The sequence below is a fragment of the Streptococcus sp. 3874 genome (assembly GCF_013276425.1).
GTDB classification, from domain to species: Bacteria; Bacillota; Bacilli; order Lactobacillales; family Streptococcaceae; genus Streptococcus; species Streptococcus pseudopneumoniae.
The window spans coordinates 17,944-38,944 of sequence record NZ_VMLA01000027.1 but is presented as its reverse complement, the minus strand read 5'-3'; the positions used below and the strand labels follow the sequence as shown (position 1 = coordinate 38,944).

Here is a 21,001-nt window from a genome sequence, read left to right as displayed (position 1 = left end):
TTTTAAAACAAAAATGAAACGTTTCAAAAACAAAACAAATAGACAGCGCCAAGCGTTATCTTTTTCGACCAAAAATGAAACGTTTCAAAAAAGGAGGTTGCTATGAATAGCAAAGCGAAGCAAGTTTCTCTTTGGGAAAGAATCAAGAAACAAAAACTCTTGTTATTGATGACTGTCCCTGGTTTAGTTTTAACCTTTATCTTTAAATACATTCCTATGTACGGGGTTTTAATCGCATTTAAAGATTACAATCCCTTAAAAGGAATTTTAGGGAGTGATTGGATTGGTTTTTCTGAGTTTACAAAATTCATATCCTCTCCCAACTTTGGTATCTTGTTAGCCAATACTTTAAAATTAAGTATCTATGGTTTATTGCTTGGCTTTTTACCACCAATCATTCTTGCTATTATGCTCAATCAACTCTTGAGTGAAAAAGTTAAAAAACGAATTCAGCTCATTTTATACGCACCAAACTTTATCTCAGTCGTTGTTATCGTTGGTATGATTTTCCTTTTCTTTTCAGTGGGAGGACCAATTAACAATTTTCTCTCTATGTTTGGAATGAAGGCTGACTTCTTGACAAATCCAGACTTCTTTAGACCTTTATACATCTTTAGTGGTATCTGGCAAGGAATGGGGTGGGCTTCAACGCTCTACACGGCAACGTTGGTAAATGTAGATCCAGCCTTAGTAGAAGCAGCACGACTGGATGGAGCCAATATCTTCCAACGAATCTGGCACATTGATATTCCAGCTCTTAAGCCTATTATGGTTATCCAATTTGTTTTAGCTGCAGGTGGAATCATGAATGTCGGATATGAAAAAGCATTCCTGATGCAGACATCGTTGAACTTGCCAACTTCTGAAATTATCTCTACATATGTCTATAAAGTTGGTCTTGTATCAGGAGACTATTCTTACTCAACAGCGGTTGGTTTGTTTAATGCAGTGATTAACGTAGTATTGCTAGTCGCGGTTAACCAAATCGTTAAACGCGTGAATAATGGTGAAGGAATTTAAGGAGGGAAGCATGAAAAATTCGATTATGGATACAAAATTTGATAGACGTATCTTACTCTTAAATAAAATCATTATTGTCTTTATCGTTTTGATAACCTTACTTCCTTTACTTTATATCGTCGTAGCATCCTTTATGGATCCTAAGGTTCTGGTTAGTAGAGGGATTAGCTTTAATCCAGCCGATTGGACGGTAGAAGGTTACCAGCGTGTATTCAGTGACCAATCTATTCTAAGAGGTTTTATCAATTCTCTACTATACTCTTTTGGCTTTGCGGCTTTAACAGTCTTGCTATCTGTGTTTACAGCTTATCCTCTTTCTAAGAAAGACTTGGTAGGGCGCCGTTGGATTAACTACTTCTTGATTGTAACCATGTTCTTTGGTGGTGGTTTAGTCCCAACTTACTTGCTGGTAAAAGATTTGGGCATGCTGAATACTCCATGGGCTATCATTGTTCCAGGTGCTGTCAATGTTTGGAATATTATTCTTGCTAGGGCTTATTTCCAAGGATTGCCTGAAGAATTAGTTGAAGCAGCGGTCATTGATGGTGCAAATGATTTACAGATTTTCTTCAAAATCATGCTTCCTCTTGCAAAACCAATTATGTTTGTTCTCTTCCTCTATGCTTTTGTCGGCCAGTGGAACTCATACTTTGATGCAATGATTTATATCAAGGATCCAAACTTGGAACCATTGCAACTAGTACTTCGTAAAATTCTCATTCAGAGCCAACCAGGTCAAGACATGATTGGAGCACAAGCGGCTATGAATGAAATGAAACGTTTAGCTGAATTGATTAAATACGCAACTATTGTCATTTCTAGCTTGCCATTGATTGTTATGTATCCATTCTTCCAAAAATACTTTGATAAAGGAATTATGGCTGGTTTACTTAAAGGATAAAAAAAGAAAAAATAAAAGGAGTTTTCTCATGAAATTCAAAACATTCACAAAATCAGCAGTTTTGTTGACAGCTAGTTTATCAGTACTTGCAGCCTGTAGCTCAAAAAATACAGCTTCAAGTCCAGATTATAAGTTGGAAGGTGTAACATTCCCGCTTCAAGAAAAGAAAACATTGAAGTTTATGACAGCCAGTTCACCGTTAGCACCCAAAGACCCAAATGAAAAGTTAATTTTGCAACGTTTGGAAAAGGAAACAGGAGTTCATATTGATTGGACCAACTACCAGTCCGACTTTGCAGAAAAACGTAACTTGGATATTTCTAGTGGTGATCTACCAGATGCTATCCACAACGACGGAGCTTCAGATGTGGACTTGATGAACTGGGCTAAGAAAGGTGTAATCATTCCAGTTGAAGACTTGATTGATAAATATATGCCAAATCTTAAGAAAATTTTGGATGAGAAACCAGAATACAAGGCCTTGATGACAGCACCTGACGGACACATCTATTCATTCCCATGGATTGAAGAGCTTGGAGATGGTAAAGAGTCTATTCACAGCGTCAACGATATGGCTTGGATTAACAAAGATTGGCTTAAGAAACTTGGTCTTGAAATGCCAAAAACTACTGATGATTTGATTAAAGTCCTAGAAGCTTTCAAAAACGGGGATCCAAATGGAAATGGAGAGGCTGATGAAATTCCATTTTCATTTATTAGTGGTAACGGAAACGAAGATTTTAAATTCCTATTTGCTGCATTTGGTATAGGGGATAACGATGATCATTTAGTAGTAGGAAATGATGGCAAAGTTGATTTCACAGCAGATAATGATAACTATAAAGAAGGTGTCAAATTTATCCGTCAATTACAAGAAAAAGGCTTGATTGATAAAGAAGCTTTCGAACATGATTGGAATAGTTACATTGCTAAAGGTCATGATCAGAAATTTGGTGTTTACTTTACATGGGATAAGAGTAATGTTACTGGAAGTAATGAAAGTTATGATGTTTTACCAGTACTTGCTGGACCAAGTGGTCAAAAACACGTAGCTCGTACAAACGGTATGGGATTTGCACGTGACAAGATGGTTATTACTAGTGTAAACAAAAACCTAGAATTGACAGCTAAATGGATTGATGCACAATACGCTCCACTCCAATCTGTGCAAAATAACTGGGGAACTTATGGAGATGACAAACAACAAAACATCTTTGAATTGGATCAAGCGTCAAATAGTCTAAAACACTTACCACTAAACGGAACTGCACCAGCAGAACTTCGTCAAAAGACTGAAGTAGGAGGACCACTAGCTATTCTAGATTCATACTATGGTAAAGTGACAACCATGCCAGATGATGCCAAATGGCGTTTGGATCTTATCAAAGAATATTATGTTCCTTACATGAGCAATGACAATAACTATCCAAGAGTCTTTATGACACAGGAAGATTTGGACAAAATTGCCCATATCGAAGCAGATATGAATGACTATATCTACCGTAAACGTGCTGAATGGATTGTAAATGGCAATATTGATACTGAGTGGGATGATTACAAGAAAGAACTTGAAAAATACGGACTTTCTGATTACCTCGCTATTAAACAAAGATACTATGACCAATACCAAGCAAACAAAAACTAGAGGTTGATTATGGGAGATAAGAAATACACAGTAGAAAAAGCCAATCGTTTTATAGCAGAAAATAAACATCTCGTTAATACTCAATATAAGCCTGAAGAACATTTTTCAGCTGAGATTGGTTGGATCAATGATCCAAATGGATTTGTCTATTTTCGTGGAGAATACCATCTCTTTTATCAATTCTATCCATATGATAGTGTTTGGGGACCTATGCACTGGGGACATGCTAAAAGTAAGGACTTGGTGACTTGGGAGCACTTGCCAGTGGCACTTGCTCCTGACCAAGATTATGACCGAAATGGTTGTTTCTCAGGCTCTGCCATTGTCAAGGATGATCGCCTCTGGCTCATGTACACTGGGCATATCGAAGAAAAAACCGGTGTCCGCCAAGTGCAAAATATGGCATTTTCAGATGACGGGATTCATTTTGAAAAGATTGAACAAAATCCAGTTGCAACAGGAACAGACTTGCCAGATGAGTTGATTGCTGCTGATTTCCGTGATCCAAAACTCTTTGAAAAAGATGGACGCTATTACTCCGTAGTAGCTGCCAAACACAAGGATAATGTGGGCTGTATCGTTCTACTAGGGTCCGATAACCTAGTAGAATGGCAGTTCGAATCCATCTTTTTAAAAGGGGTAGAACACCAAGGCTTTATGTGGGAATGCCCAGATTACTTCGAGTTAGATGGGAAGGATTGCCTTATTATGTCACCCATGCGTTATCAGCGTGAGGGAGACTCATATCATAACATCAACTCATCGCTTTTGTTCACGGGTAAGGTAGATTGGGGAGAAAAATGTTTTATCCCAGAATCAGTTCAAGAAATTGATCATGGCCAAGACTTCTATGCGCCTCAAACATTGTTGGACGATCAAAATCGTCGTATCCTGATTGCTTGGATGCAGACATGGGGGCGTACCCTTCCAACCCATGACCAAGAACACAAATGGGCATGTGCCATGACTTTACCTAGAATTCTAAGATTGGAAGATGGCAAACTAAGACAATTCCCTGTTAAAAAAGGCCAATATCAAATCCAAATAGATAAAGATTGTCATTACCACTTAGGAAATGATATAGATTATCTTGAATTTGGTTATGATAGTAATGCGCAGCAAGTTTACATTGATCGTAGCCATCTTATTCAAAAAATTCTAGGTGAAGAAGAACAGGACACTAGTCGACGGTATGTAGATATTGAAGCTAAAGAATTGGAAGTTGTTCTAGATAAAAATTCCATCGAGATTTTTGTCAATCAAGGTGAAGCAAGCTTGACTGCAACTTATTACTTAACGGTGCCAGCTGAGCTATCACGAATTGATTAAAAATTAAGTTATTTCTCCTAAAGAAAAAGTTCTCTTTCTAAAATAGTGGAAAGAGAACTTTTTGTGTTTTGGGTATATAAGCTTAGTTTATGGTATTTGTAAAATTGGTGTTGGATTATGATTTAAGCTAGTTTTCTAAAGAATTTGAAAAAAATTTTATTTAAGCAAAAAAACCTTGGTTCCAAGACTTTTCCTGTTGTATGTAGATGCCCCCTACAGGGATCGAACCTGTGACCCACGGATTAAGAGTCCGCTGCTCTGCCAGCTGAGCTAAGGAGGCAAAGAAAAAAGCTGTATTGGTGCCGAAACTTCACGGTTTGTATTGAACCCGCGCAATTAAGCAGGTGGGCAACTCGCTCTAACTGAAGCTGTTTCCGTGTGAGACGGCCTACATGCTGTTAGAAGACTTTTGTTTCCCTAATAATACAAAAAATAGTCGGTCAACACTTAAGTGTGAAGTCGTACACCACAGCGTTTCTATACTTATATGATACCACTTTTTCAAAAAAAATCAAGAGGAAAGTGCAATTTTTTGAAAAGGATTTCAGATTTTTCGCAAACGGTCGATAGCTTCCTTTCTTTGAGCCAAGGCCCGTTCATATTTACCAGTATCTTCTGCTTGGAAATAGTGATGATTACGAATTTTTTCTGGCAGATAGTCTTGCTTGACCCAATTTCCAGGATAGTTGTGTGGATAGAGATAGTCTTGGGCATTGCCAAGTTCCTTGCTTCCACTGTAGTGCCCATCACGCAGGTGTCGCGGAATAGGCAAGTGCCCTGATGTTTTGAGGTCAGCAAGTGCCTTATCCATAGCTACATAGGCTGAGTTGGATTTTGGAGAAAGGGCCAAATCAATCACGACATTGGCAATGAGAATGCGGGCTTCTGGGAATCCAATCCTTTGTGCAGCATCCAGAGCAGTCACGGTATGAATCTGGGCTTCAGGGTTGGCCAAACCGATATCTTCATAGGCGATAACGGTCAAGCGTCGAGCGAGACTTGGCAAATCACCAGCCTCAATCAAGCGGGCAGCATAGTGGAGACTAGCATCCACATCCGAGCCACGGATAGACTTTTGCAGGGCAGATAGAACATCATAGTGACCGTCTCCATCCTTGTCCATAGTGATGTAGCTTCTCTGAAGACTATTTTCCATGATGTCTAAGGTGATGTGGCGAATGCCCTCGTCATTCTCAGGGGTAGAGAGAACAGCCAAGTCCAGTGAGTTGAAGGCAGAGCGAAGGTCTCCGTTTGTAGAGGTTGCGATGAAATCCAGCGCATCCTCATCTAGTTCTACTGGAAAATCAAAACCACGCTCAGGGTTACTTAGAGCTATTTGCAGGGCCTCTTTGACGTCTTGGTTAGACAGAGGTTCCAACTCAAAAATTTGAACGCGACTGCGAATGGCAGGAGTGACAGAAAAGAAAGGATTTTCAGTCGTAGCCCCAATCATGATGACCAGTCCACTTTCCAAGAGAGGCAAGAGGAAGTCTTGCTTGGTCTTATCTAGTCGATGAATTTCGTCTAGCAATAGGACGAGACCACCAGAAAATTTAGCTTCTTCAGCGATTTCTTGCAGTCGCTTTTTACTATCAACTGTCGCATTGAAAGTTCGAAAGGCATACTTGGTCGTTCCAGCGATGGCAGAGGCAATACTGGTTTTGCCGATTCCCGGAGGGCCGTATAGAATCATGGAGGACAGGCGGTTGGCTTCCACCATGCGGCGGATGATTTTTCCAGGTCCGACCAGATGCTCCTGACCGATGACCTGGTCGATGGTTTTAGGGCGCATGCGAAGCGCGAGATTGTCTGGCATAGCAGTCCTTTCTAGCGTGGATTTGAGTAGAATGACTCATCTACTATATCTTACTATGTCCATTCTAGCCTATTAGTTGTGATATTTCAATGGTTTTGTAATAATCAGGGAGTGAGATAGAATCTTTTTGACTATTTAATTTAATGAGGAGAGGTATCAGAATGAGAAATTTGATTTTCCTTAAAGCTCAAAATAGGATAGTTGAGCCTAAAGAAGTGGAAGTGCTGACTTGAGAAATAATATTGCTGAATGTCATTGTATGAACTATAATGAAAAGAGAGGTGATAAGCAATGGAAATGATGGAACTACCAAGTCAGGAAATTTTGATTTTTACAAAACAAATTCGTCATTGGATTCTTAGTGATCAAGTTATTTCAGGGAAAAGAAAACTTTTCTTCCGGGAAGATACTCCAAAAGAGATTTTAGATTTGTACGAAAACATTAAATCTAAACTTGATTTTGCTTACCAAGAAGTTCATTCTAATAATGGGTTGAAAAAATATGAAAAATAGAATAATTGATGTTTTTGAAGTAGTAAATCGCCTCCTTGTAATAACTGTTGAAAATCCTGATTTCGAAGACTTGAGAGTTAATCATACTCAATGAAAATCAAAGAGCAAACTAGGAAACTAGCCGCAGGCTGTACTTGAGTACGGTAAGGCGACGTTGACGTGGTTTGAAGAGATTTTCGAAGAGTATCAGTTTGTAAAAATTGGAGATAAAAAATATAGAGTACGCAGTGGTCCTATGATTCATTCAACTCCGCCTCAATTTGTCTTAGATCGAGATACTTTTACAATTGACTATACAGATGATGAATTGCTCGATAAAGAAGCAGTTTTTACTATTCATTAGAAAAATAGGTCTGAATAAATTGGTTTCCCTTAGAACCACATCTAGGGGCTTTTATGTATAATAGAATAATAAGTATCACTCCTTTACAATACGTGTAACACGTGTTGTAATGGTGTTGTCAGGAGGTAAAAGCGCTATACCTATGACACAAAAAGAGATGGTTAAACTCCTTACGGCCCATGGTTGGATAAAGACTAGAGGCGGTAAAGGCTCCCATATTAAAATGGAGAAGCAAGGGGAAAGACCTATCACAATCCTTCATGGTGAGCTGAATAAGTACACTGAAAGAGGGATAGGAAAGCAAGCTGGGTTGTAAAATTCAGTCCCTGCTTTTTGATATGGAGGTAGTGAAATGTTAGTTACGTATCCAGCTTTATTTTATTATGACGACACAGACGGAACAGAAGCGACTTATTTTGTCCATTTCCCAGATTTTGAATACTCAGCTACACAAGGAGAGGGGATTTCTGAGGCTTTGGCTATGGGGTCGGAGTGGCTAGGGATAACTGTTGCAGATTTGATAGAGAGTGATGGAGAGTTACCTCAGCCATCAGATATCAATAGCTTGTCTTTAATTGATAATGATCCTTTTAAAGATGATGAAGATTTCGTGTCAACCTATGACCTTGATAAATCTTTTATTTCTATGGTATCTGTTGATGTATCAGAATACCTAGGAAGTCAGGAACCCATTAAAAAGACTTTGACCATACCAAAATGGGCAGATAAGTTGGGACGAGAAATGGGACTTAACTTTTCTCAGACTTTGACAGACGCTATTGCAGATAAGAAAGTTCAAGCCTAAGATTAAGCGTGGTATCGTGGTAATAGTCAATAAAAAAGCACGTCCACTTGTGCTAGTTACTCGCCTATTGATTTTATAGATTTATTAGCCCTTTCGAGGGCTTTTTATATTGATTTTTATGAGAAATGAAGAAATCAGACTTTTAAGAAAATCACTGATACCAAGGGTTTAAATGAGGTAATATGGTATAATTAGGACATAAAATAATTTTGTGGTAAGATGGTAGTATCTATTTTAGCATATTTCCGAGCAATCGGGGCGATTAAAGAGTCGCATAGAAAGAGGACAAAATGGCAACATACGGATTTTTAGATATTTTAGAGGAAGAGTTGGACAAGAACTTTCCCTTTGACTTTGAGATTAGTTGGGACAAGCGTAACCACGCGGTAGAAGTGAGTTTTCTATTGGAAGCGCAAAATGCTGCAGGTGTGGAGATGGTGGATGAAGACGGAGAGGTTTCATCAGATGACATTCTTTTTGAGGAAGCGGTCCTTTTCTACAATCCTGCTAAGTCAACCGTCAATGCAGAAGACTATTTAACGGTTATCCCTTATCTACCTAAAAAAGGATTTTCTCGCGAGTTTTTAGCTTATTTTGCCCTTTTCCTTAAAGATACTGCTGAGGTTGGGCTAGATACCCTCATGGACTTTTTGGAAGACCCAGAAGCAGAGGAATTTGTCATGGAATGGAACCAAGAAGTCTTTGAAGAAGGAAAAGTTGGCTTGGAAGAGGGAGAATTTTACCCTTATCCGAGGTATTAGAAAAGATTCTAAGTGGACATTTTTAAATAATGAATTCAAGGAGAAGGGGGAGATTATGCTAGAAAAAGTCAAACAGTTTTTCAGGAGCAGGTCAGCTAAAACTGAGCCGTCAGTTGATATTCTTCCCCGCAATCGCTTTGCGGATCTAGATTTCGAGAGAGTATTGAAGTCAGGAGCTCGTCGCCTTGTTAATGAGGAAGGACGCTATGCTGAGGATGGGAAAATCACAGAACTTGAATTTCCTGAAGATTTTGCGGAATTTGAATTTCTAGTTGGTTTTAAGACGGAGGAAGAAGAGCAGTTTCAGCAACTATTAGCTCGTTTAAATAGTATTGACAATGCTATTCAGTCCTATTTGGAAAGTGAGATGCAACAACCCATCCCTCAGTATGCCAAGGATCTCGGCTATACTCAGAAGAGGTGGGAGAAAACCTTTTACTTCCATACTTGGATATTAAGTGATGAGGAAAACCCGCCTAATCTTCGCTATGTTGCAGATTATGTAAATGATGAGTTTACGGTTTATTTTGCTAAAAAACATGGCAGATGGCAAGCATACTGGGATGCAGAGTGCCAAAAAGTAATCGAAGAAAGCTAGCTCGTATTTTCCTAGAGAGTAATTGTTATCATAGAAAAGAGTAAATATCATGGAATTATTGAATAGCAGAATGGATTTCCAAGGTTGCAAGATTGCCCTCTTTTGTGGGGATAAGCTACTGACGATTTTGCGTGATGACAAGGACGATATCCCTTGTCCCAACATGTGGGAGTTGCCAGGTGGTGGCCGTGAAGGGGACGAAAGCCCTTTTGAATGCGCTCGGCGTGAAGTTTATGAGGAACTGGGAATTCATTTAGATGAAGACTGTCTGCTTTGGAGCAAGATTTATCCTAGCGTAATTTTTAAAGGCAAGAAATCGGTCTTTATGGTTGGTCAGCTAAGACAAGAACAATTTGACAATATCATCTTCGGAGATGAAGGACAGGGCTATAAATTGATGCCTATTGAGGAATTTCTCAATTCTAAACAGGCAGTGCCTCAGTTGCAGGGAAGATTGAGAGATTATTTGGAGGAAAGTTTATGATAACACTTGTTCGAGCGGGAGCAGAGGATTTAGAAACTATTATTGCAATTCAGAGAGCCAGCTTTAAGGCTGTTTATGAAAAATACCATGATGAATATGACCCTTATCTCGAGGACTGCGAACGAATTAAGTGGAAATTAGTCGAGCGTCCCAATAGCTATTACTACTTTGTAAAAGAAGATGAAGAAAACATCGGATTTTTACGAGTTCAGACCAATGCCGAGTTAACGAAAGCTTGGTTGGGAACGGCAGCGATTTTGCCTCAGTATCAAGGAAAAGGGTATGGATCTAAAGGTTTAAGCTTACTGGAAAAAGAATTTCCAACCATCACACAATGGGATTTGTGTACGGTGTTACAGGATGCAGGCATGGTTGCTTTTTACGAGAAAAACGGCTATCGTCAAATCCACATTGAGGCTGAAAAAGAAGGCATGGATATGGTCTACATGAAAAAATTGATAGAGAAATAGAAAGGATGGTTCGGTTAAATTTCTAAACTGAACCCGCCCTAAACACGGTGCCAAAAAGATAAACTTCTCTTAGACACAAACGTCTTCAGAGAGTTTCCTATTTTGGCTTTGTGTTTTACGGGCTTGGTATCTTAATAATGGAAACATGGCAAGAGTTAAAAGTTACAGTGAAGCGTGAGGGAGAGGAGTTGGTTTCCAATCTCTTGATTGAGCTGGGAGCGCAAGGGGTAGCAATTGAAGACAGCATGGACTATGTGGGAAATGTGGACCGATTCGGTGAAATTTTCCCAGAGGTGGAGCAACAGGAAGAAATCGTAGTGACCGCCTACTACCCTGAAACGGTTGATGTAGCAGCAGTTGAAGCGGATTTGCAGGCTCGTCTGGCAGAATTGACCGACTTTATGGACCTAGGAGAAGTCAAGATGGGCACGACTGCCTTGGCTGAGGAAGACTGGGCTGACAACTGGAAGAAGTATTATGAACCGGCACGCATCACTCATGACCTGACCATCGTACCGTCATGGACGGACTATGAGGCAACAGCAGGAGAAAAAATTATCAAGCTGGATCCTGGTATGGCCTTTGGTACGGGGACCCACCCAACTACCAAGATGAGCCTTTTTGCCTTGGAACAGGTTCTTCGTGGTGGCGAAACGGTGCTAGATGTGGGGACTGGTTCAGGGGTTCTCTCTATTGCCAGCTCGCTTCTGGGGGCTAAAGAAATTTTCGCCTATGACCTGGATGATGTGGCGGTTCGTGTGGCTCAGGAAAATATTGAGCTCAACCCTGGCATGGAAAATATCCATGTAGCGGCTGGAGATTTGCTTAAGGGTGTGGAAATTGAGGCAGATGTGATTGTGGCTAATATCTTGGCGGATATCCTCATTCATCTGACAGAGGATGCTTATTGTCTGGTCAAGGACGAAGGCTACCTGATCATGAGTGGCATTATCAAGGATAAGTGGGACATGGTGCGCGAGTCGGCTGAATCAGCTGGATTTTTCCTCGAAACTCACATGGTTCAAGGGGAATGGAATGCCTGTGTCTTTAAGAAAACCAAGGATATCTCTGGTGTGATTGGAGGCTAGCATGCAGCAGTATTTTGTAAAAGGCAGTGCTATCTCTCCTGTCACTATCGAGGACAAGGAAACCAGTAAGCATATGTTTCAGGTTATGCGCTTGAAAGAAGAGGATGAGGTTACCTTAGTCTTTGATGATGGCATCAAGCGCTTGGCGCGCGTGCTGGATATGGAAAATCGTCAGTTTGAGTTGGTCCAAGAATTAAATGACAATGTGGAACTACCAGTCCAAGTGACCATCGCATCTGGATTTCCCAAGGGAGACAAGCTGGAGTTCATCGCTCAAAAAGTAACCGAACTGGGTGCTAGCCAAATCTGGGCCTTTCCTGCAGACTGGTCAGTTGCCAAGTGGGATGGCAAGAAATTGGGTAAAAAAGTTGAAAAACTAGAAAAAATTGCCCTTGGAGCAGCCGAGCAAAGCAAGCGTAATATTGTACCAAGTATTAAACTTTTCGAGAAAAAAGCAGATTTTCTAGCTCAGCTGGACCAGTTTGACTCTATCATAGTAGCCTATGAAGAATCAGCTAAAGAAGGAGAAGCCGCTGCGCTTCTGCAAGCAGTCACTGGTCTTGAAACAGGAGCCAAACTGCTCTTTATCTTTGGTCCAGAAGGCGGTCTGTCACCTGCAGAAATCGAAAGTTTTGAAGCTAAGGGAGCCGTTTTGGTAGGCCTAGGTCCTCGTATTTTGCGAGCAGAAACAGCACCGCTTTACGCCTTATCAGCCCTTAGTGTTTTAGTAGAATTAGAGAAATAAGAGGAAGAAAATGGAACAAAAACACCGTTCAGAATTTCCAGAGAAGGAACTCTGGGACTTAACAGCCCTATACCAAGACCGTGAGGATTTCTTGCGTGCAATCGAGAAAGCTCGCGAAGACATCAACCAGTTTAGCCGTGATTACAAGGGCAATCTTCACATTTTTGAGGATTTCGAGAAGGCCTTTGCGGAATTGGAACAGATCTACATTCAGATGAGCCATATTGGCAACTATGCTTTTATGCCTCAGACGACGGACTATAGCAATGACGAATTTGCCAATATTGCCCAAGCTGGGATGGAATTTGAAACAGCTGCCAGCGTAGCCTTGACCTTCTTTGACGATGCCTTGGTGGCAGCAGACGAGGAAGTCTTGGACCGTTTGGGTAAATTGCCACATTTAACAGCTGCCATTCGTCAGGCTAAAATCAAAAAAGCCCACTACTTAGGGGCAGATGTGGAGAAGACCTTGACAAATCTCGGTGAAGTTTTCTATAGTCCGCAGGACATTTATACTAAGATGCGAGCTGGGGATTTTGAAATGGCTGACTTTGAAGCCCATGGCAAGACCTATAAAAACAGCTTTGTCACCTATGAGAATTTCTACCAAAATCACGAGGATGCTGAGGTTCGTGAGAAATCCTTCCGTTCCTTCTCAGAGGGACTTCGTAAGCACCAAAATACGGCTGCAGCAGCCTATCTGGCTCAGGTCAAGTCTGAAAAACTCTTGGCTGATATGAAGGGATATGACTCTGTCTTTGACTATCTTCTAGCTGAACAAGAAGTGGACCGTGTCATGTTTGATCGCCAGATTGACCTCATCATGAAGGACTTTGCACCAGTCGCTCAGAGATACCTCAAGCATGTTGCCAAGGTAAATGGTCTTGAAAAGATGACCTTTGCAGACTGGAAATTGGACTTGGACAGCGCCCTCAATCCTGAAGTGACTATTGACGATGCCTATGATTTGGTCATGAAGTCGGTAGAACCTTTGGGGCAAGAATATTGTCAGGAAGTTGCTCGTTACCAAGAAGAGCGCTGGGTGGACTTTGCTGCTAACAGTGGCAAGGATTCCGGTGGTTATGCGGCGGACCCATATCGCGTACACCCTTATGTACTCATGAGCTGGACAGGCCGTTTGAGCGATGTCTATACCTTGATTCATGAAATCGGGCATTCTGGTCAATTCATCTTTTCAGACAATCATCAAAGCTATTTCAACGCCCACATGTCGACCTATTATGTTGAAGCACCGTCGACCTTCAATGAATTGCTACTCAGTGATTACTTAGAGAACCAGTCTAATGACCCACGTCAAAAACGCTTCGCTCTGGCTCATCGCTTGACAGACACCTACTTCCATAATTTCATCACCCACCTCTTGGAAGCAGCCTTCCAGCGCAAGGTTTATACACTGATTGAAGAAGGAGAAACCTTCGGAGCAAGCAAACTCAACAGCATTATGAAGGAAGTTTTGACGGATTTCTGGGGAGATGCCATTGAAATTGATGATGATGCAGCTTTGACTTGGATGCGCCAAGCTCACTACTACATGGGCTTGTATAGTTACACTTACTCAGCAGGACTAGTCATCTCGACTGCGGGTTACCTTCATCTTAAAAACTCAGAAACTGGAGCTGAAGACTGGCTCAATCTCCTTAAATCAGGTGGCAGCAAGACACCACTGGAGTCAGCCATGATTATCGGTGCGGATATTTCAACAGACAAACCACTTCGTGATACCATCCAATTCTTGTCTGATACGGTTGATCAGATTATCGCCTACAGTGCCCAGTTGGGAGAGTAAGGGGAATAGAGAGGTTGTTATAGAATTGGTATGGACAGTTATTTGCTTAAAAATCCATGTTTAAATCCCCCACTCCTTTTCGAGGAATTCTTTGCCCTGCTCTGTAATGGTAAGTGAACGTGGCGTTTGTGCAGGGATGACCAATTGTTTTTCACTGAAAAATTCTAAAAGAGCATTGCCGAGAGCTCCGCCGACATGATTTTTACGTTCGCTCCAATCCAAACATTTAGGGCAAAATTTCCGTTTTTTCTTTTTCAATTCATCCGTATCAATGTGTAATTTTCTTTGGAAATAAGACTTCCCAGCTTCAGTGAGTTGGAAGTCTTTTTCTGATTCGCTGAGGAGATTTTCTTGCAAGAGATAATTGGTAATGGAAATGCCAAGCTCACCAGCAATATGGTCATAGCAGGTGCGAGCGACCTTTAATTCCTTTTTGTGAATGTGTTGTTTATAACTTTTGACATCACGCTGAGGAGAGTAGAAGCTGAGAAATTCCAGCATTTCTGCAATGGCAGCACTTTTTAAAGAATAATAATGAAAACGTCCATAGGTTTGTAGAGTGGTTACCTGTGCTTCGGTAAGTAATTTGAGGTGATAGCTGACAGTATGTTGCTTGATTTTGGTAAAGCTGGCAATTTCGTTAACCGTGTGAGCTTTTCCATCCATTAGAATATCTAAAATGTGCATCCGAGAAGGGTCTGATAAGAGTTTTGTGATGATGAAAATATCTGGTTCCATAAAAATTTTCTCCAAATTTCATATATCGATGATTTTCTATCTTTTATTATACTATAATTAAAGCACAAGATAAATAGATTTTTAAAATGTTTTACTAGAGAATATTTTAAATTTTATTGTCTGAGTTTAAATGGAGGTAAAATTACAAAAGTAATTTCAGCAGTATCCACAGTTGAAGGACGTTAATCTTAAGATTACATTCTCAACATTTTTTCAAAAGTGAATGGATTTTTCCATTCCTTTTGTCTATTTTAGGAGGAAATAGAATTGAATTTACCTAAAATTAAAGATATTCATAGTGTCCTATTTTTAAAGGATAAAATTAGATTAGGTATAGGAAAAGATTATGGTATTGAGATTGAGAATCTGGATGAGAAGTATACTCAGCTCATTAAGCTCCTCAATGGACAATACACAATCAATGAAATTTGTAGTTTAGTTGATAACTTGTCTTCTAATGATGTAGAAGAAAGTATTTCTTTACTAGATACACTAGGGTATTTGGAGGATAATTTTGTTACTACAACTGAATTAACTTCAGAAGAATTGGACAGATATTCCGTAAATCTTAACTTTTTTAATACTTTAGATACATTATCTTTAACAAAATATGATTATCAGTTAAAATTAAAAAAGACGCGTATTTTGCTCTTAGGTATTGGCGGTATAGGAAGTAATATCTGTCTAGCATTGGCTGAATTAGGTATAGGGCATATTACAGCAGTTGATTTTGATACGGTCGAAGCTAGTAATCTCAATAGACAAATTTTGTATTCGACATCTGATATTGGAAAAAGAAAAGTAGAGGCTGCAAAAGAGTCGCTTAGAAAGTTTAATCCTTTAATTGAATTTGAGGTACTTGATAAAGAGATAGGTTCAAAAGAGGATGTCGATGAGTTAATAAAAACTTCAAAATGTGATATCGTAGTAAATGTTGCAGATTATCCAACAGGCTATATTGATTTTTGGGTCAATGAAGCCTGTGTTCAATACAATAAATTATGTCTGTCTGCTGTGGTTGGTAAGAAAAATGGGAAAGTATATTCAATTATTCCGTATAAAGCAGCGTGCTATTACTGTCAGTTTTTAGAGGATTTGGAAAAAATTCCTGAGTATGCTGAAGAGTTGGAGACCGTTCGTACAATGACAAATTCATTGGAACTAGAGATGTTCAGAACTCCGAATGGTGCTTTAGGTCCTGCTTATCTATTTCAAGGGTATTTTATTTCGTTTGAAATTTTAAGATATATTTTTTGGGGATACGAAGCATTGCTAACATTTAATAAAAGATTCTCAATTGACTTTATAACATTCGAACAACATTTTGATGAATTAACAAAGTATCCAACATGCTCTATTTGTGGGGGAAAGAAAGAGTGAAGAAGTTAAGTGTTAAAAATCTAAAAAAGCAATATGGTTCTTATGAAGCTGTCAAGGGAATTAGCTTTGAATTGGGAGAAGGAGAGTGTTTGGGTATCTTGGGAATCAACGGTGCTGGCAAAACATCCACTTTAAAGATGATTTACTCACTGACCTCAATTTCCTCAGGAGAGATTGATATCTTGGGGCAAAATATTGAAACCAATCGTCGTAAGAGTAAATCTTGTCTGGGTATTGTAGGGCAGGAGGATATGCTGGACATGACCTTGAATGTTTATGATAATCTTTTTGCTCACGGTCTATGTTATGGTATCTCATCTGTCGAACTTAGGAAGAGAATCGATTCTCTCTTGGATTTTGTTCAACTGAGCAAACATGCGCAAAAGATGGTGAATCAGCTGTCGGGTGGGATGCGACGACGTCTTGTCTTGGCAAGAGCTCTCATCAATCGGCCTGATATTATCATTTTAGATGAACCGACAGTTGGTTTAGACATTCAATCCCGCAATATTATTTGGGATAAACTTTTGGAGTTGAAGGAATTAGGTGTTTCTATCATTATTACTTCCCACTATATGAATGAGATTGAATATTTGACAGATAGGGTGCTGATGCTCCACCAAGGGACTATCAAAGAAGAAGGAACTGTAGAAGACTTGCTCATCAAGTATGATGCTGACAACCTTGAGACGCTTTTTTTGGGGTTGACTGGGACAGAGAAGGAGGACTTGCATGTTTAAGTTATCATTTCAGTCCATCGGACACGTTGTGGTACGCAACTACATGAGTTTTAGAAATTTATTTAAAATTTCAATTGTCCCCAACCTTATCGACCCCCTCTTTTATCTTTTAGCAATGGGATTTGGAGTTGGTGCCTACTTGACGCATGTTAACGGTATGCTCTACCGTGATTTTGTCATTACAGGTTTAATTGCTGCGACTGCCATGTCTGCGGCCACCGCAGAAACAACGGTCAATGCCTTTATCCAGTATAAGATTGAAAAGACTTATGATGCTATGTTGATGACGCCAATCAATACGAGTGATATTGTGGTGGGTCAGGCTATCTGGGCAGGTATTCGTGCAGTGATTTTCGGTGGGATTTTTTGGCTGATTTCCATGCTTATCACAGCGCATTTTCATGTCTTGATGTTATTGATTCCTCTGATTTTATTTATAGTGGGTTATTTGTTTGGTGTTTTAGGACTAATCTTTACCTACTTGGCACCGTCTAGGGAATTTCTGAATTACTACAATGTTTTGGTAATCCGTCCTCTTTATATGTTTTCAGATACCTTCTTTCCCATTACTTCCTTGCCCCCAATACTTGGTGATTTGACTTGGTTTTCTCCCTTGTATCACGCTACCTGCATGATTCGTATTATATGGGGAGGTGAGGTGACAGGTTTGTATCTTCATCTTATCTGGTTGATAGCCTTGGCGCTCTTGATAACGGTGCTTCCTATGTATATGTTACATCGTAGATATTATAGATAGTCTAATTATTTGTGATGTTGTAGTCATATTCTAATTTATACTAAACGTTATTCGAATTTGGACAGGTATGGGAACTGTGCCTATCAATATTGTAATGTATTGAAGTTGAAATAGTACGGTTCAGTTTTTAAAATATTGTTAGAAATTATAGTGAAATGAAATAAGAACAGGATAAATCGATCAGGACAGTCAAATCGATTTCTAAGAATGTTTTAGAAGTAGAGGTGTACTATTCTAGTTTCAATCTACTATGTTTTAAATTCCCTAATCAATTTGTATAGTCTTTATTTCATTGCCAAATTTCAAGTTCTCCATCAAGAAGTCTTCTCTGGGGGACTTGTAGTTCAAGTGTTTTTTAGGATAGTTATTAATCCAATTTTCGATGAATGCGACTTCTTTGGGAGTCGTTTTCTTAGTTCCTTTAGGTAACCATCTCCGAATGAGCCTATTGTGATTCTCATTAGTTCCCCTTTCCCAAGAGACATAGGGGGGTGCATAATAGATATGCTCCTTATAGAGCTGTAATCAAGAAAACACGACATTTTTTAAAAACAGATATGGGAACACATAGAGTAATTCCTTTATATTTATTTAATTTAGAATTATTATTAAAAAATAATTTGTTAGATAGCGCTCAATTTTTTATAGATGATTTAGAAAATTTACTGACCAGACAAGGATATTATTTTGAAAAGACTTATTTGCTTTTTTTAAAAGGTATTTATCTCATAAAAACGAATCAAGTAGAGTTAGGCAAAAAAGAATGTTCCAAAGCTATGAGAATATGTAAGGAATATAATGATAGTGTCACAATAGAGAAATTAAACAAGACCTTTAAATCAGATTTTACCATTTATACTCAATGAAAATCAAAGAGCAAACTAGGAAGCTAGCCGCAGCTTGCCCAAAGCACTGCTTTGAGGTTGTGGATAGAANNNTACGGCAAGGTGAAGCTGATGTAGTTTGAAGAGATTTTCGAAGAGTATTAATTGGTTAGAAGGATTCGTCTGTAAGATAAAGTTAGACGGAAAATGAGATAAAATCAAAAAGGATAGCCTCTCTGTGATGAGATGTTATCCTTTTTGATTTTAAAATTATTGCAAATTAACCTTGTTTCTCAAGATGTAGTAGGTTCCGAGGTAAAAGATAGCTATGAATATGAGTTCTTCAACAATGCCTACGCTTGCTCCCATGTAGAAATTATCATTAAATCCTGCAAGTGAATTGACATAGAAGTTAGTACTGGTATTGAAGAAAACTTCAATAAAGCCAATGACGACTTGGATACCAATGTAGGCTACAACAGCAAGTGCTGTACGATATTCATTGAACAGTTGTCCAATGGAAATAGCCAAGTAGATGCAGAGGATACTGGAAATGGTATTTAGTAGGAGGGATAACCCCACAAGAGAGAGTTGAGGAAGGTATGTTCCTACAAGTGGGAACCAGTCATAATGTGACATCCATTCTGGAACCGTTATAGTCACAATAAGAAAAGTACTTAGAGCCAGTACAGCCGAGCTAAGTATAGACCAGATGAAGGCTCCGACTAATTTAGCTGTGATGATATAGTGCTCAGAAACTGGCAAGGTCAAAGTCAGATAGCCTTGGCGGTCATAGACACTACCTTTGAAGCGTTTGATAATCAAGAAAAGAGTTGAAATCCCCAGTGTAATTATCAAGCCGCCAAAGACTGTAGCTAGAAAAAGTAGCATAGTAGCCTGACTTTCTTGGTAAGGTAGATTTTTAAAGCCTTGTGTCTGTATTCCGATGAGGGCAGAAAGGACTAGCACGGCTGCGTAGAGGGCTAAATACCACTTGTTAACATTTTTAAATTCGTAGTGAACTAAATTCCAAAACATAAATAATCTCCTTTGCTTAGGCCTTAAATTCCTGACGGAAGAGTTGGTCAATGGATTCACCTGACTCGTAGCGAATATCATCTACATTTCCTTGACGGACGACTTTTCCGTCTTTTAGGAAGACAATTTCATCCAAGATTGGCTCGATATCAGAAATCAAGTGGGTAGAAATCAAAACGGTAGAAGTTGGTGAGTAGTTGTTGATAATGGTATTGAGGATATAAGCACGGGCTGCTGGATCCACCCCGCCAATGGGTTCATCCAAAACATAGAGACGAGCATCACGGCTCATAACCAAAATCAGTTGAACCTTTTCTTTGTTTCCTTTTGATAGTTTCTTGAGACGACTATTTTCATCAATGCCCAGGTCTGCAAGTAGATGATGAGCGCGTTCAAGATTGAAATCTTTATAGAAGGTCTTGAAGTAGGTTAGGGCTTCTTTGACCTTCATTTGCTCATTGAGATAGGTCGTATCAGGCAAATAAGCTACAACGGCCTTGGTTGCTGGGCTTGGGTCCATGTCGTTGATGAGGACACGTCCTTGATCTGGTTGTAAGAGGCCATTAATTAGTTTAATCAGGGTTGTTTTTCCTGAGCCGTTTGGCCCAAGAAGGCCGACAATTTTTCCAGCTGGAATGTCAAGAGAAACATTTTCAAGGGCTGGTGTTGCTCCATATGATTTGGATACATTTTCAAATGCTAGTAATGACATAGGCTTAAACTCCTTTAATATAATCACTGACTACGCCTGGTAGTTCTTCTTTTTCATAGCCAAAATGGGTCATGGAGGAAACGAAGTGTTCCAATTCTTCTTCTGATAATTGTTTGCGTGACTGAGCGATTAGCTCCTTATCCTTAGTCACAAATCGTCCAGTTGTTCGCTTGCTGTAGACAAATCCTTCTCGTTCAAGGTCTGATAAGGCTCTTTGGATGGTATTGGGATTGACACTAGCCTCGCTAGCTAGCTCCCTCACGGTTGGAAGTTGTTGATTGGGTTCCAGTGTATGGGAAACAATCTGAAGTTTGATTTTCTCCATAATCTGTAAATAGATGGGTTTTTTGTTGTCAAATGTCCAGGACATCTTAGTCTCCTTTCTCTTATTCTTTTGTCTTAATTAAATAATACAACAAAACAAAAAACTTGTCAAGCAAAAAGAAGAATTGTTTTGGGAATCGCTTAAAAAATGGTATAATGAAAA

General features: G+C 39.5%; 24 protein-coding genes, 1 tRNA gene and 1 pseudogene. 19 read left to right on the top strand and 7 right to left on the bottom strand.

The features are described from left to right. Positions 1-102: 102 nt before the first annotated feature. The 4 genes from HT703_RS03070 to HT703_RS03055 are packed head-to-tail and all read left to right on the top strand — an operon-like array spanning position 103 to position 4,895. Positions 103-1,020, top strand: a complete 918-nt coding sequence (locus tag HT703_RS03070) for a sugar ABC transporter permease (RefSeq protein WP_001084980.1) — start codon at positions 103-105, stop codon at positions 1,018-1,020. Positions 1,021-1,030: 10 nt separating this feature from the next. Then, positions 1,031-1,921: a carbohydrate ABC transporter permease gene (locus HT703_RS03065; RefSeq protein ID WP_031243260.1), complete on the top strand. Its 891-nt coding sequence runs from the start codon at positions 1,031-1,033 to the stop codon at positions 1,919-1,921. A gap of 28 nt (positions 1,922-1,949) precedes the next feature. Beyond that, complete coding sequence (locus HT703_RS03060; RefSeq protein WP_138701964.1) at positions 1,950-3,566, top strand: ABC transporter substrate-binding protein; 1,617 nt, start codon at positions 1,950-1,952, stop codon at positions 3,564-3,566. 9 nt (positions 3,567-3,575) lie between these two features. Further along, positions 3,576-4,895 (top strand): glycoside hydrolase family 32 protein, encoded by a 1,320-nt coding sequence (locus tag HT703_RS03055; RefSeq protein WP_138701965.1) that lies wholly within the window; start codon positions 3,576-3,578, stop codon positions 4,893-4,895. Between the two features lie 207 nt (positions 4,896-5,102). Here the strand turns inward: HT703_RS03055 and HT703_RS03050 are convergent. Next, positions 5,103-5,175, bottom strand: a tRNA-Lys gene (locus tag HT703_RS03050). A 264-nt stretch (positions 5,176-5,439) separates the two neighbouring features. Continuing rightward, positions 5,440-6,711, bottom strand: a complete 1,272-nt coding sequence (locus HT703_RS03045; protein ID WP_049543072.1) for a replication-associated recombination protein A — start codon at positions 6,709-6,711, stop codon at positions 5,440-5,442. A gap of 291 nt (positions 6,712-7,002) precedes the next feature. Here HT703_RS03045 and HT703_RS03040 point away from each other — a divergent pair, with 291 nt between their 5' ends. The 11 genes from HT703_RS03040 to pepF all read left to right on the top strand — a co-directional run bounded on the left by HT703_RS03040 (position 7,003) and on the right by pepF (position 14,325). Continuing rightward, entirely contained in the window at positions 7,003-7,224 is a 222-nt protein-coding gene (locus tag HT703_RS03040) for a hypothetical protein (protein ID WP_000425689.1), read from the top strand. Positions 7,225-7,378: 154 nt separating this feature from the next. Continuing rightward, positions 7,379-7,567, top strand: a complete 189-nt coding sequence (locus HT703_RS03035) for a hypothetical protein (protein ID WP_171039925.1) — start codon at positions 7,379-7,381, stop codon at positions 7,565-7,567. Between the two features lie 136 nt (positions 7,568-7,703). Continuing rightward, entirely contained in the window at positions 7,704-7,883 is a 180-nt protein-coding gene (locus HT703_RS03030) for a type II toxin-antitoxin system HicA family toxin (RefSeq protein WP_001132283.1), read from the top strand. A gap of 36 nt (positions 7,884-7,919) precedes the next feature. Further along, positions 7,920-8,372 (top strand): type II toxin-antitoxin system HicB family antitoxin, encoded by a 453-nt coding sequence (locus tag HT703_RS03025; RefSeq protein ID WP_000961810.1) that lies wholly within the window; start codon positions 7,920-7,922, stop codon positions 8,370-8,372. Between the two features lie 290 nt (positions 8,373-8,662). Then, positions 8,663-9,133, top strand: a complete 471-nt coding sequence (locus HT703_RS03020; protein WP_000257084.1) for a DUF3013 family protein — start codon at positions 8,663-8,665, stop codon at positions 9,131-9,133. A gap of 55 nt (positions 9,134-9,188) precedes the next feature. Then, the gene (locus tag HT703_RS03015; RefSeq protein WP_138701967.1) at positions 9,189-9,731 is read left to right on the top strand and encodes a hypothetical protein; all 543 of its coding nucleotides are present in this window, start codon (positions 9,189-9,191) and stop codon (positions 9,729-9,731) included. Positions 9,732-9,780: 49 nt separating this feature from the next. Continuing rightward, positions 9,781-10,215: an NUDIX hydrolase gene (locus tag HT703_RS03010; protein WP_000421871.1), complete on the top strand. Its 435-nt coding sequence runs from the start codon at positions 9,781-9,783 to the stop codon at positions 10,213-10,215. Then, positions 10,212-10,685, top strand: a complete 474-nt coding sequence (locus tag HT703_RS03005; RefSeq protein WP_000631889.1) for a GNAT family N-acetyltransferase — start codon at positions 10,212-10,214, stop codon at positions 10,683-10,685. The genes HT703_RS03010 and HT703_RS03005 overlap by 4 nt, the downstream gene beginning before the upstream one ends. Positions 10,686-10,822: 137 nt before the next feature. Next, entirely contained in the window at positions 10,823-11,773 is a 951-nt protein-coding gene (gene prmA, locus HT703_RS03000; RefSeq protein WP_054387997.1) for a 50S ribosomal protein L11 methyltransferase, read from the top strand. Position 11,774: 1 nt separating this feature from the next. Then, positions 11,775-12,518, top strand: a complete 744-nt coding sequence (locus HT703_RS02995) for a 16S rRNA (uracil(1498)-N(3))-methyltransferase (RefSeq protein WP_001188205.1) — start codon at positions 11,775-11,777, stop codon at positions 12,516-12,518. A gap of 10 nt (positions 12,519-12,528) precedes the next feature. Further along, positions 12,529-14,325 carry an oligoendopeptidase F gene (pepF, locus tag HT703_RS02990; protein WP_023935669.1) on the top strand — a complete coding sequence of 599 codons (1,797 nt, stop codon included), beginning with the start codon at positions 12,529-12,531 and terminating at the stop codon, positions 14,323-14,325. Between the two features lie 60 nt (positions 14,326-14,385). On the opposite strand, the gene HT703_RS02985 is transcribed toward pepF, so the two are convergent. Then, positions 14,386-15,063, bottom strand: coding sequence for a metalloregulator ArsR/SmtB family transcription factor (locus HT703_RS02985; RefSeq protein WP_000433071.1), 678 nt, complete (start codon positions 15,061-15,063; stop codon positions 14,386-14,388). A gap of 267 nt (positions 15,064-15,330) precedes the next feature. Here HT703_RS02985 and HT703_RS02980 point away from each other — a divergent pair, with 267 nt between their 5' ends. Genes HT703_RS02980 through HT703_RS02970 form a run of 3 tightly spaced genes read left to right on the top strand, consistent with a single transcriptional unit; the run spans position 15,331 to position 17,940 of the window. Further along, on the top strand, positions 15,331-16,443 hold the full coding sequence (locus HT703_RS02980) for a ThiF family adenylyltransferase (RefSeq protein WP_001052926.1): 1,113 nt from the start codon (positions 15,331-15,333) through the stop codon (positions 16,441-16,443). Further along, positions 16,413-17,183, top strand: coding sequence for an ABC transporter ATP-binding protein (locus HT703_RS02975; RefSeq protein ID WP_000966495.1), 771 nt, complete (start codon positions 16,413-16,415; stop codon positions 17,181-17,183). The genes HT703_RS02980 and HT703_RS02975 overlap by 31 nt, the downstream gene beginning before the upstream one ends. Further along, the gene (locus HT703_RS02970; protein WP_000475591.1) at positions 17,176-17,940 is read left to right on the top strand and encodes an ABC transporter permease; all 765 of its coding nucleotides are present in this window, start codon (positions 17,176-17,178) and stop codon (positions 17,938-17,940) included. The genes HT703_RS02975 and HT703_RS02970 overlap by 8 nt, the downstream gene beginning before the upstream one ends. A gap of 264 nt (positions 17,941-18,204) precedes the next feature. On the opposite strand, the pseudogene HT703_RS02965 reads toward HT703_RS02970, so the two are convergent. Then, positions 18,205-18,453 (bottom strand): annotated as a pseudogene (locus tag HT703_RS02965) (hypothetical protein); the annotation flags it as partial. Positions 18,454-18,497: 44 nt separating this feature from the next. Between HT703_RS02965 and HT703_RS02960 the strand changes: the two are divergent. Continuing rightward, complete coding sequence (locus HT703_RS02960; protein ID WP_240148190.1) at positions 18,498-18,806, top strand: hypothetical protein; 309 nt, start codon at positions 18,498-18,500, stop codon at positions 18,804-18,806. 228 nt (positions 18,807-19,034) lie between these two features. Here the strand turns inward: HT703_RS02960 and HT703_RS02955 are convergent, their stop codons facing one another. Genes HT703_RS02955 through HT703_RS02945 form a run of 3 tightly spaced genes read right to left on the bottom strand, consistent with a single transcriptional unit; the run spans position 19,035 to position 20,884 of the window. Next, positions 19,035-19,802 carry a hypothetical protein gene (locus tag HT703_RS02955; RefSeq protein WP_172929912.1) on the bottom strand — a complete coding sequence of 256 codons (768 nt, stop codon included), beginning with the start codon at positions 19,800-19,802 and terminating at the stop codon, positions 19,035-19,037. 16 nt (positions 19,803-19,818) lie between these two features. Further along, on the bottom strand, positions 19,819-20,514 hold the full coding sequence (locus tag HT703_RS02950) for an ABC transporter ATP-binding protein (RefSeq protein WP_000054201.1): 696 nt from the start codon (positions 20,512-20,514) through the stop codon (positions 19,819-19,821). Between the two features lie 4 nt (positions 20,515-20,518). After that, on the bottom strand, positions 20,519-20,884 hold the full coding sequence (locus HT703_RS02945; protein WP_016398878.1) for a GntR family transcriptional regulator: 366 nt from the start codon (positions 20,882-20,884) through the stop codon (positions 20,519-20,521). Positions 20,885-21,001 lie beyond the last annotated feature (117 nt).

Excerpts from the sequence above, each read along its gene's own strand:
- HT703_RS03045 (WP_049543072.1), bottom strand. The coding sequence starts at position 6,711 with ATGCCAGACAATCTCGCGCTTCGCATGCGCCCTAAAACCATCGACCAG.
- HT703_RS02950 (WP_000054201.1), bottom strand. The coding sequence starts at position 20,514 with ATGTCATTACTAGCATTTGAAAATGTATCCAAATCATATGGAGCAACA.
- HT703_RS02985 (WP_000433071.1), bottom strand. The coding sequence starts at position 15,063 with ATGGAACCAGATATTTTCATCATCACAAAACTCTTATCAGACCCTTCT.
- HT703_RS03025 (WP_000961810.1), top strand. The coding sequence starts at position 7,920 with ATGTTAGTTACGTATCCAGCTTTATTTTATTATGACGACACAGACGGA.
- HT703_RS03005 (WP_000631889.1), top strand. The coding sequence starts at position 10,212 with ATGATAACACTTGTTCGAGCGGGAGCAGAGGATTTAGAAACTATTATT.
- prmA (WP_054387997.1), top strand. The coding sequence starts at position 10,823 with ATGGAAACATGGCAAGAGTTAAAAGTTACAGTGAAGCGTGAGGGAGAG.
- HT703_RS03070 (WP_001084980.1), top strand. The coding sequence starts at position 103 with ATGAATAGCAAAGCGAAGCAAGTTTCTCTTTGGGAAAGAATCAAGAAA.
- HT703_RS02960 (WP_240148190.1), top strand. The coding sequence starts at position 18,498 with ATGGGAACACATAGAGTAATTCCTTTATATTTATTTAATTTAGAATTA.
- HT703_RS03020 (WP_000257084.1), top strand. The coding sequence starts at position 8,663 with ATGGCAACATACGGATTTTTAGATATTTTAGAGGAAGAGTTGGACAAG.
- HT703_RS02945 (WP_016398878.1), bottom strand. The coding sequence starts at position 20,884 with ATGTCCTGGACATTTGACAACAAAAAACCCATCTATTTACAGATTATG.
- HT703_RS02975 (WP_000966495.1), top strand. The coding sequence starts at position 16,413 with ATGCTCTATTTGTGGGGGAAAGAAAGAGTGAAGAAGTTAAGTGTTAAA.
- HT703_RS03010 (WP_000421871.1), top strand. The coding sequence starts at position 9,781 with ATGGAATTATTGAATAGCAGAATGGATTTCCAAGGTTGCAAGATTGCC.
- HT703_RS03060 (WP_138701964.1), top strand. The coding sequence starts at position 1,950 with ATGAAATTCAAAACATTCACAAAATCAGCAGTTTTGTTGACAGCTAGT.
- HT703_RS03055 (WP_138701965.1), top strand. The coding sequence starts at position 3,576 with ATGGGAGATAAGAAATACACAGTAGAAAAAGCCAATCGTTTTATAGCA.
- HT703_RS02955 (WP_172929912.1), bottom strand. The coding sequence starts at position 19,802 with ATGTTTTGGAATTTAGTTCACTACGAATTTAAAAATGTTAACAAGTGG.
- HT703_RS03065 (WP_031243260.1), top strand. The coding sequence starts at position 1,031 with ATGAAAAATTCGATTATGGATACAAAATTTGATAGACGTATCTTACTC.
- HT703_RS03015 (WP_138701967.1), top strand. The coding sequence starts at position 9,189 with ATGCTAGAAAAAGTCAAACAGTTTTTCAGGAGCAGGTCAGCTAAAACT.
- HT703_RS02970 (WP_000475591.1), top strand. The coding sequence starts at position 17,176 with ATGTTTAAGTTATCATTTCAGTCCATCGGACACGTTGTGGTACGCAAC.
- HT703_RS03040 (WP_000425689.1), top strand. The coding sequence starts at position 7,003 with ATGGAAATGATGGAACTACCAAGTCAGGAAATTTTGATTTTTACAAAA.
- pepF (WP_023935669.1), top strand. The coding sequence starts at position 12,529 with ATGGAACAAAAACACCGTTCAGAATTTCCAGAGAAGGAACTCTGGGAC.
- HT703_RS02995 (WP_001188205.1), top strand. The coding sequence starts at position 11,775 with ATGCAGCAGTATTTTGTAAAAGGCAGTGCTATCTCTCCTGTCACTATC.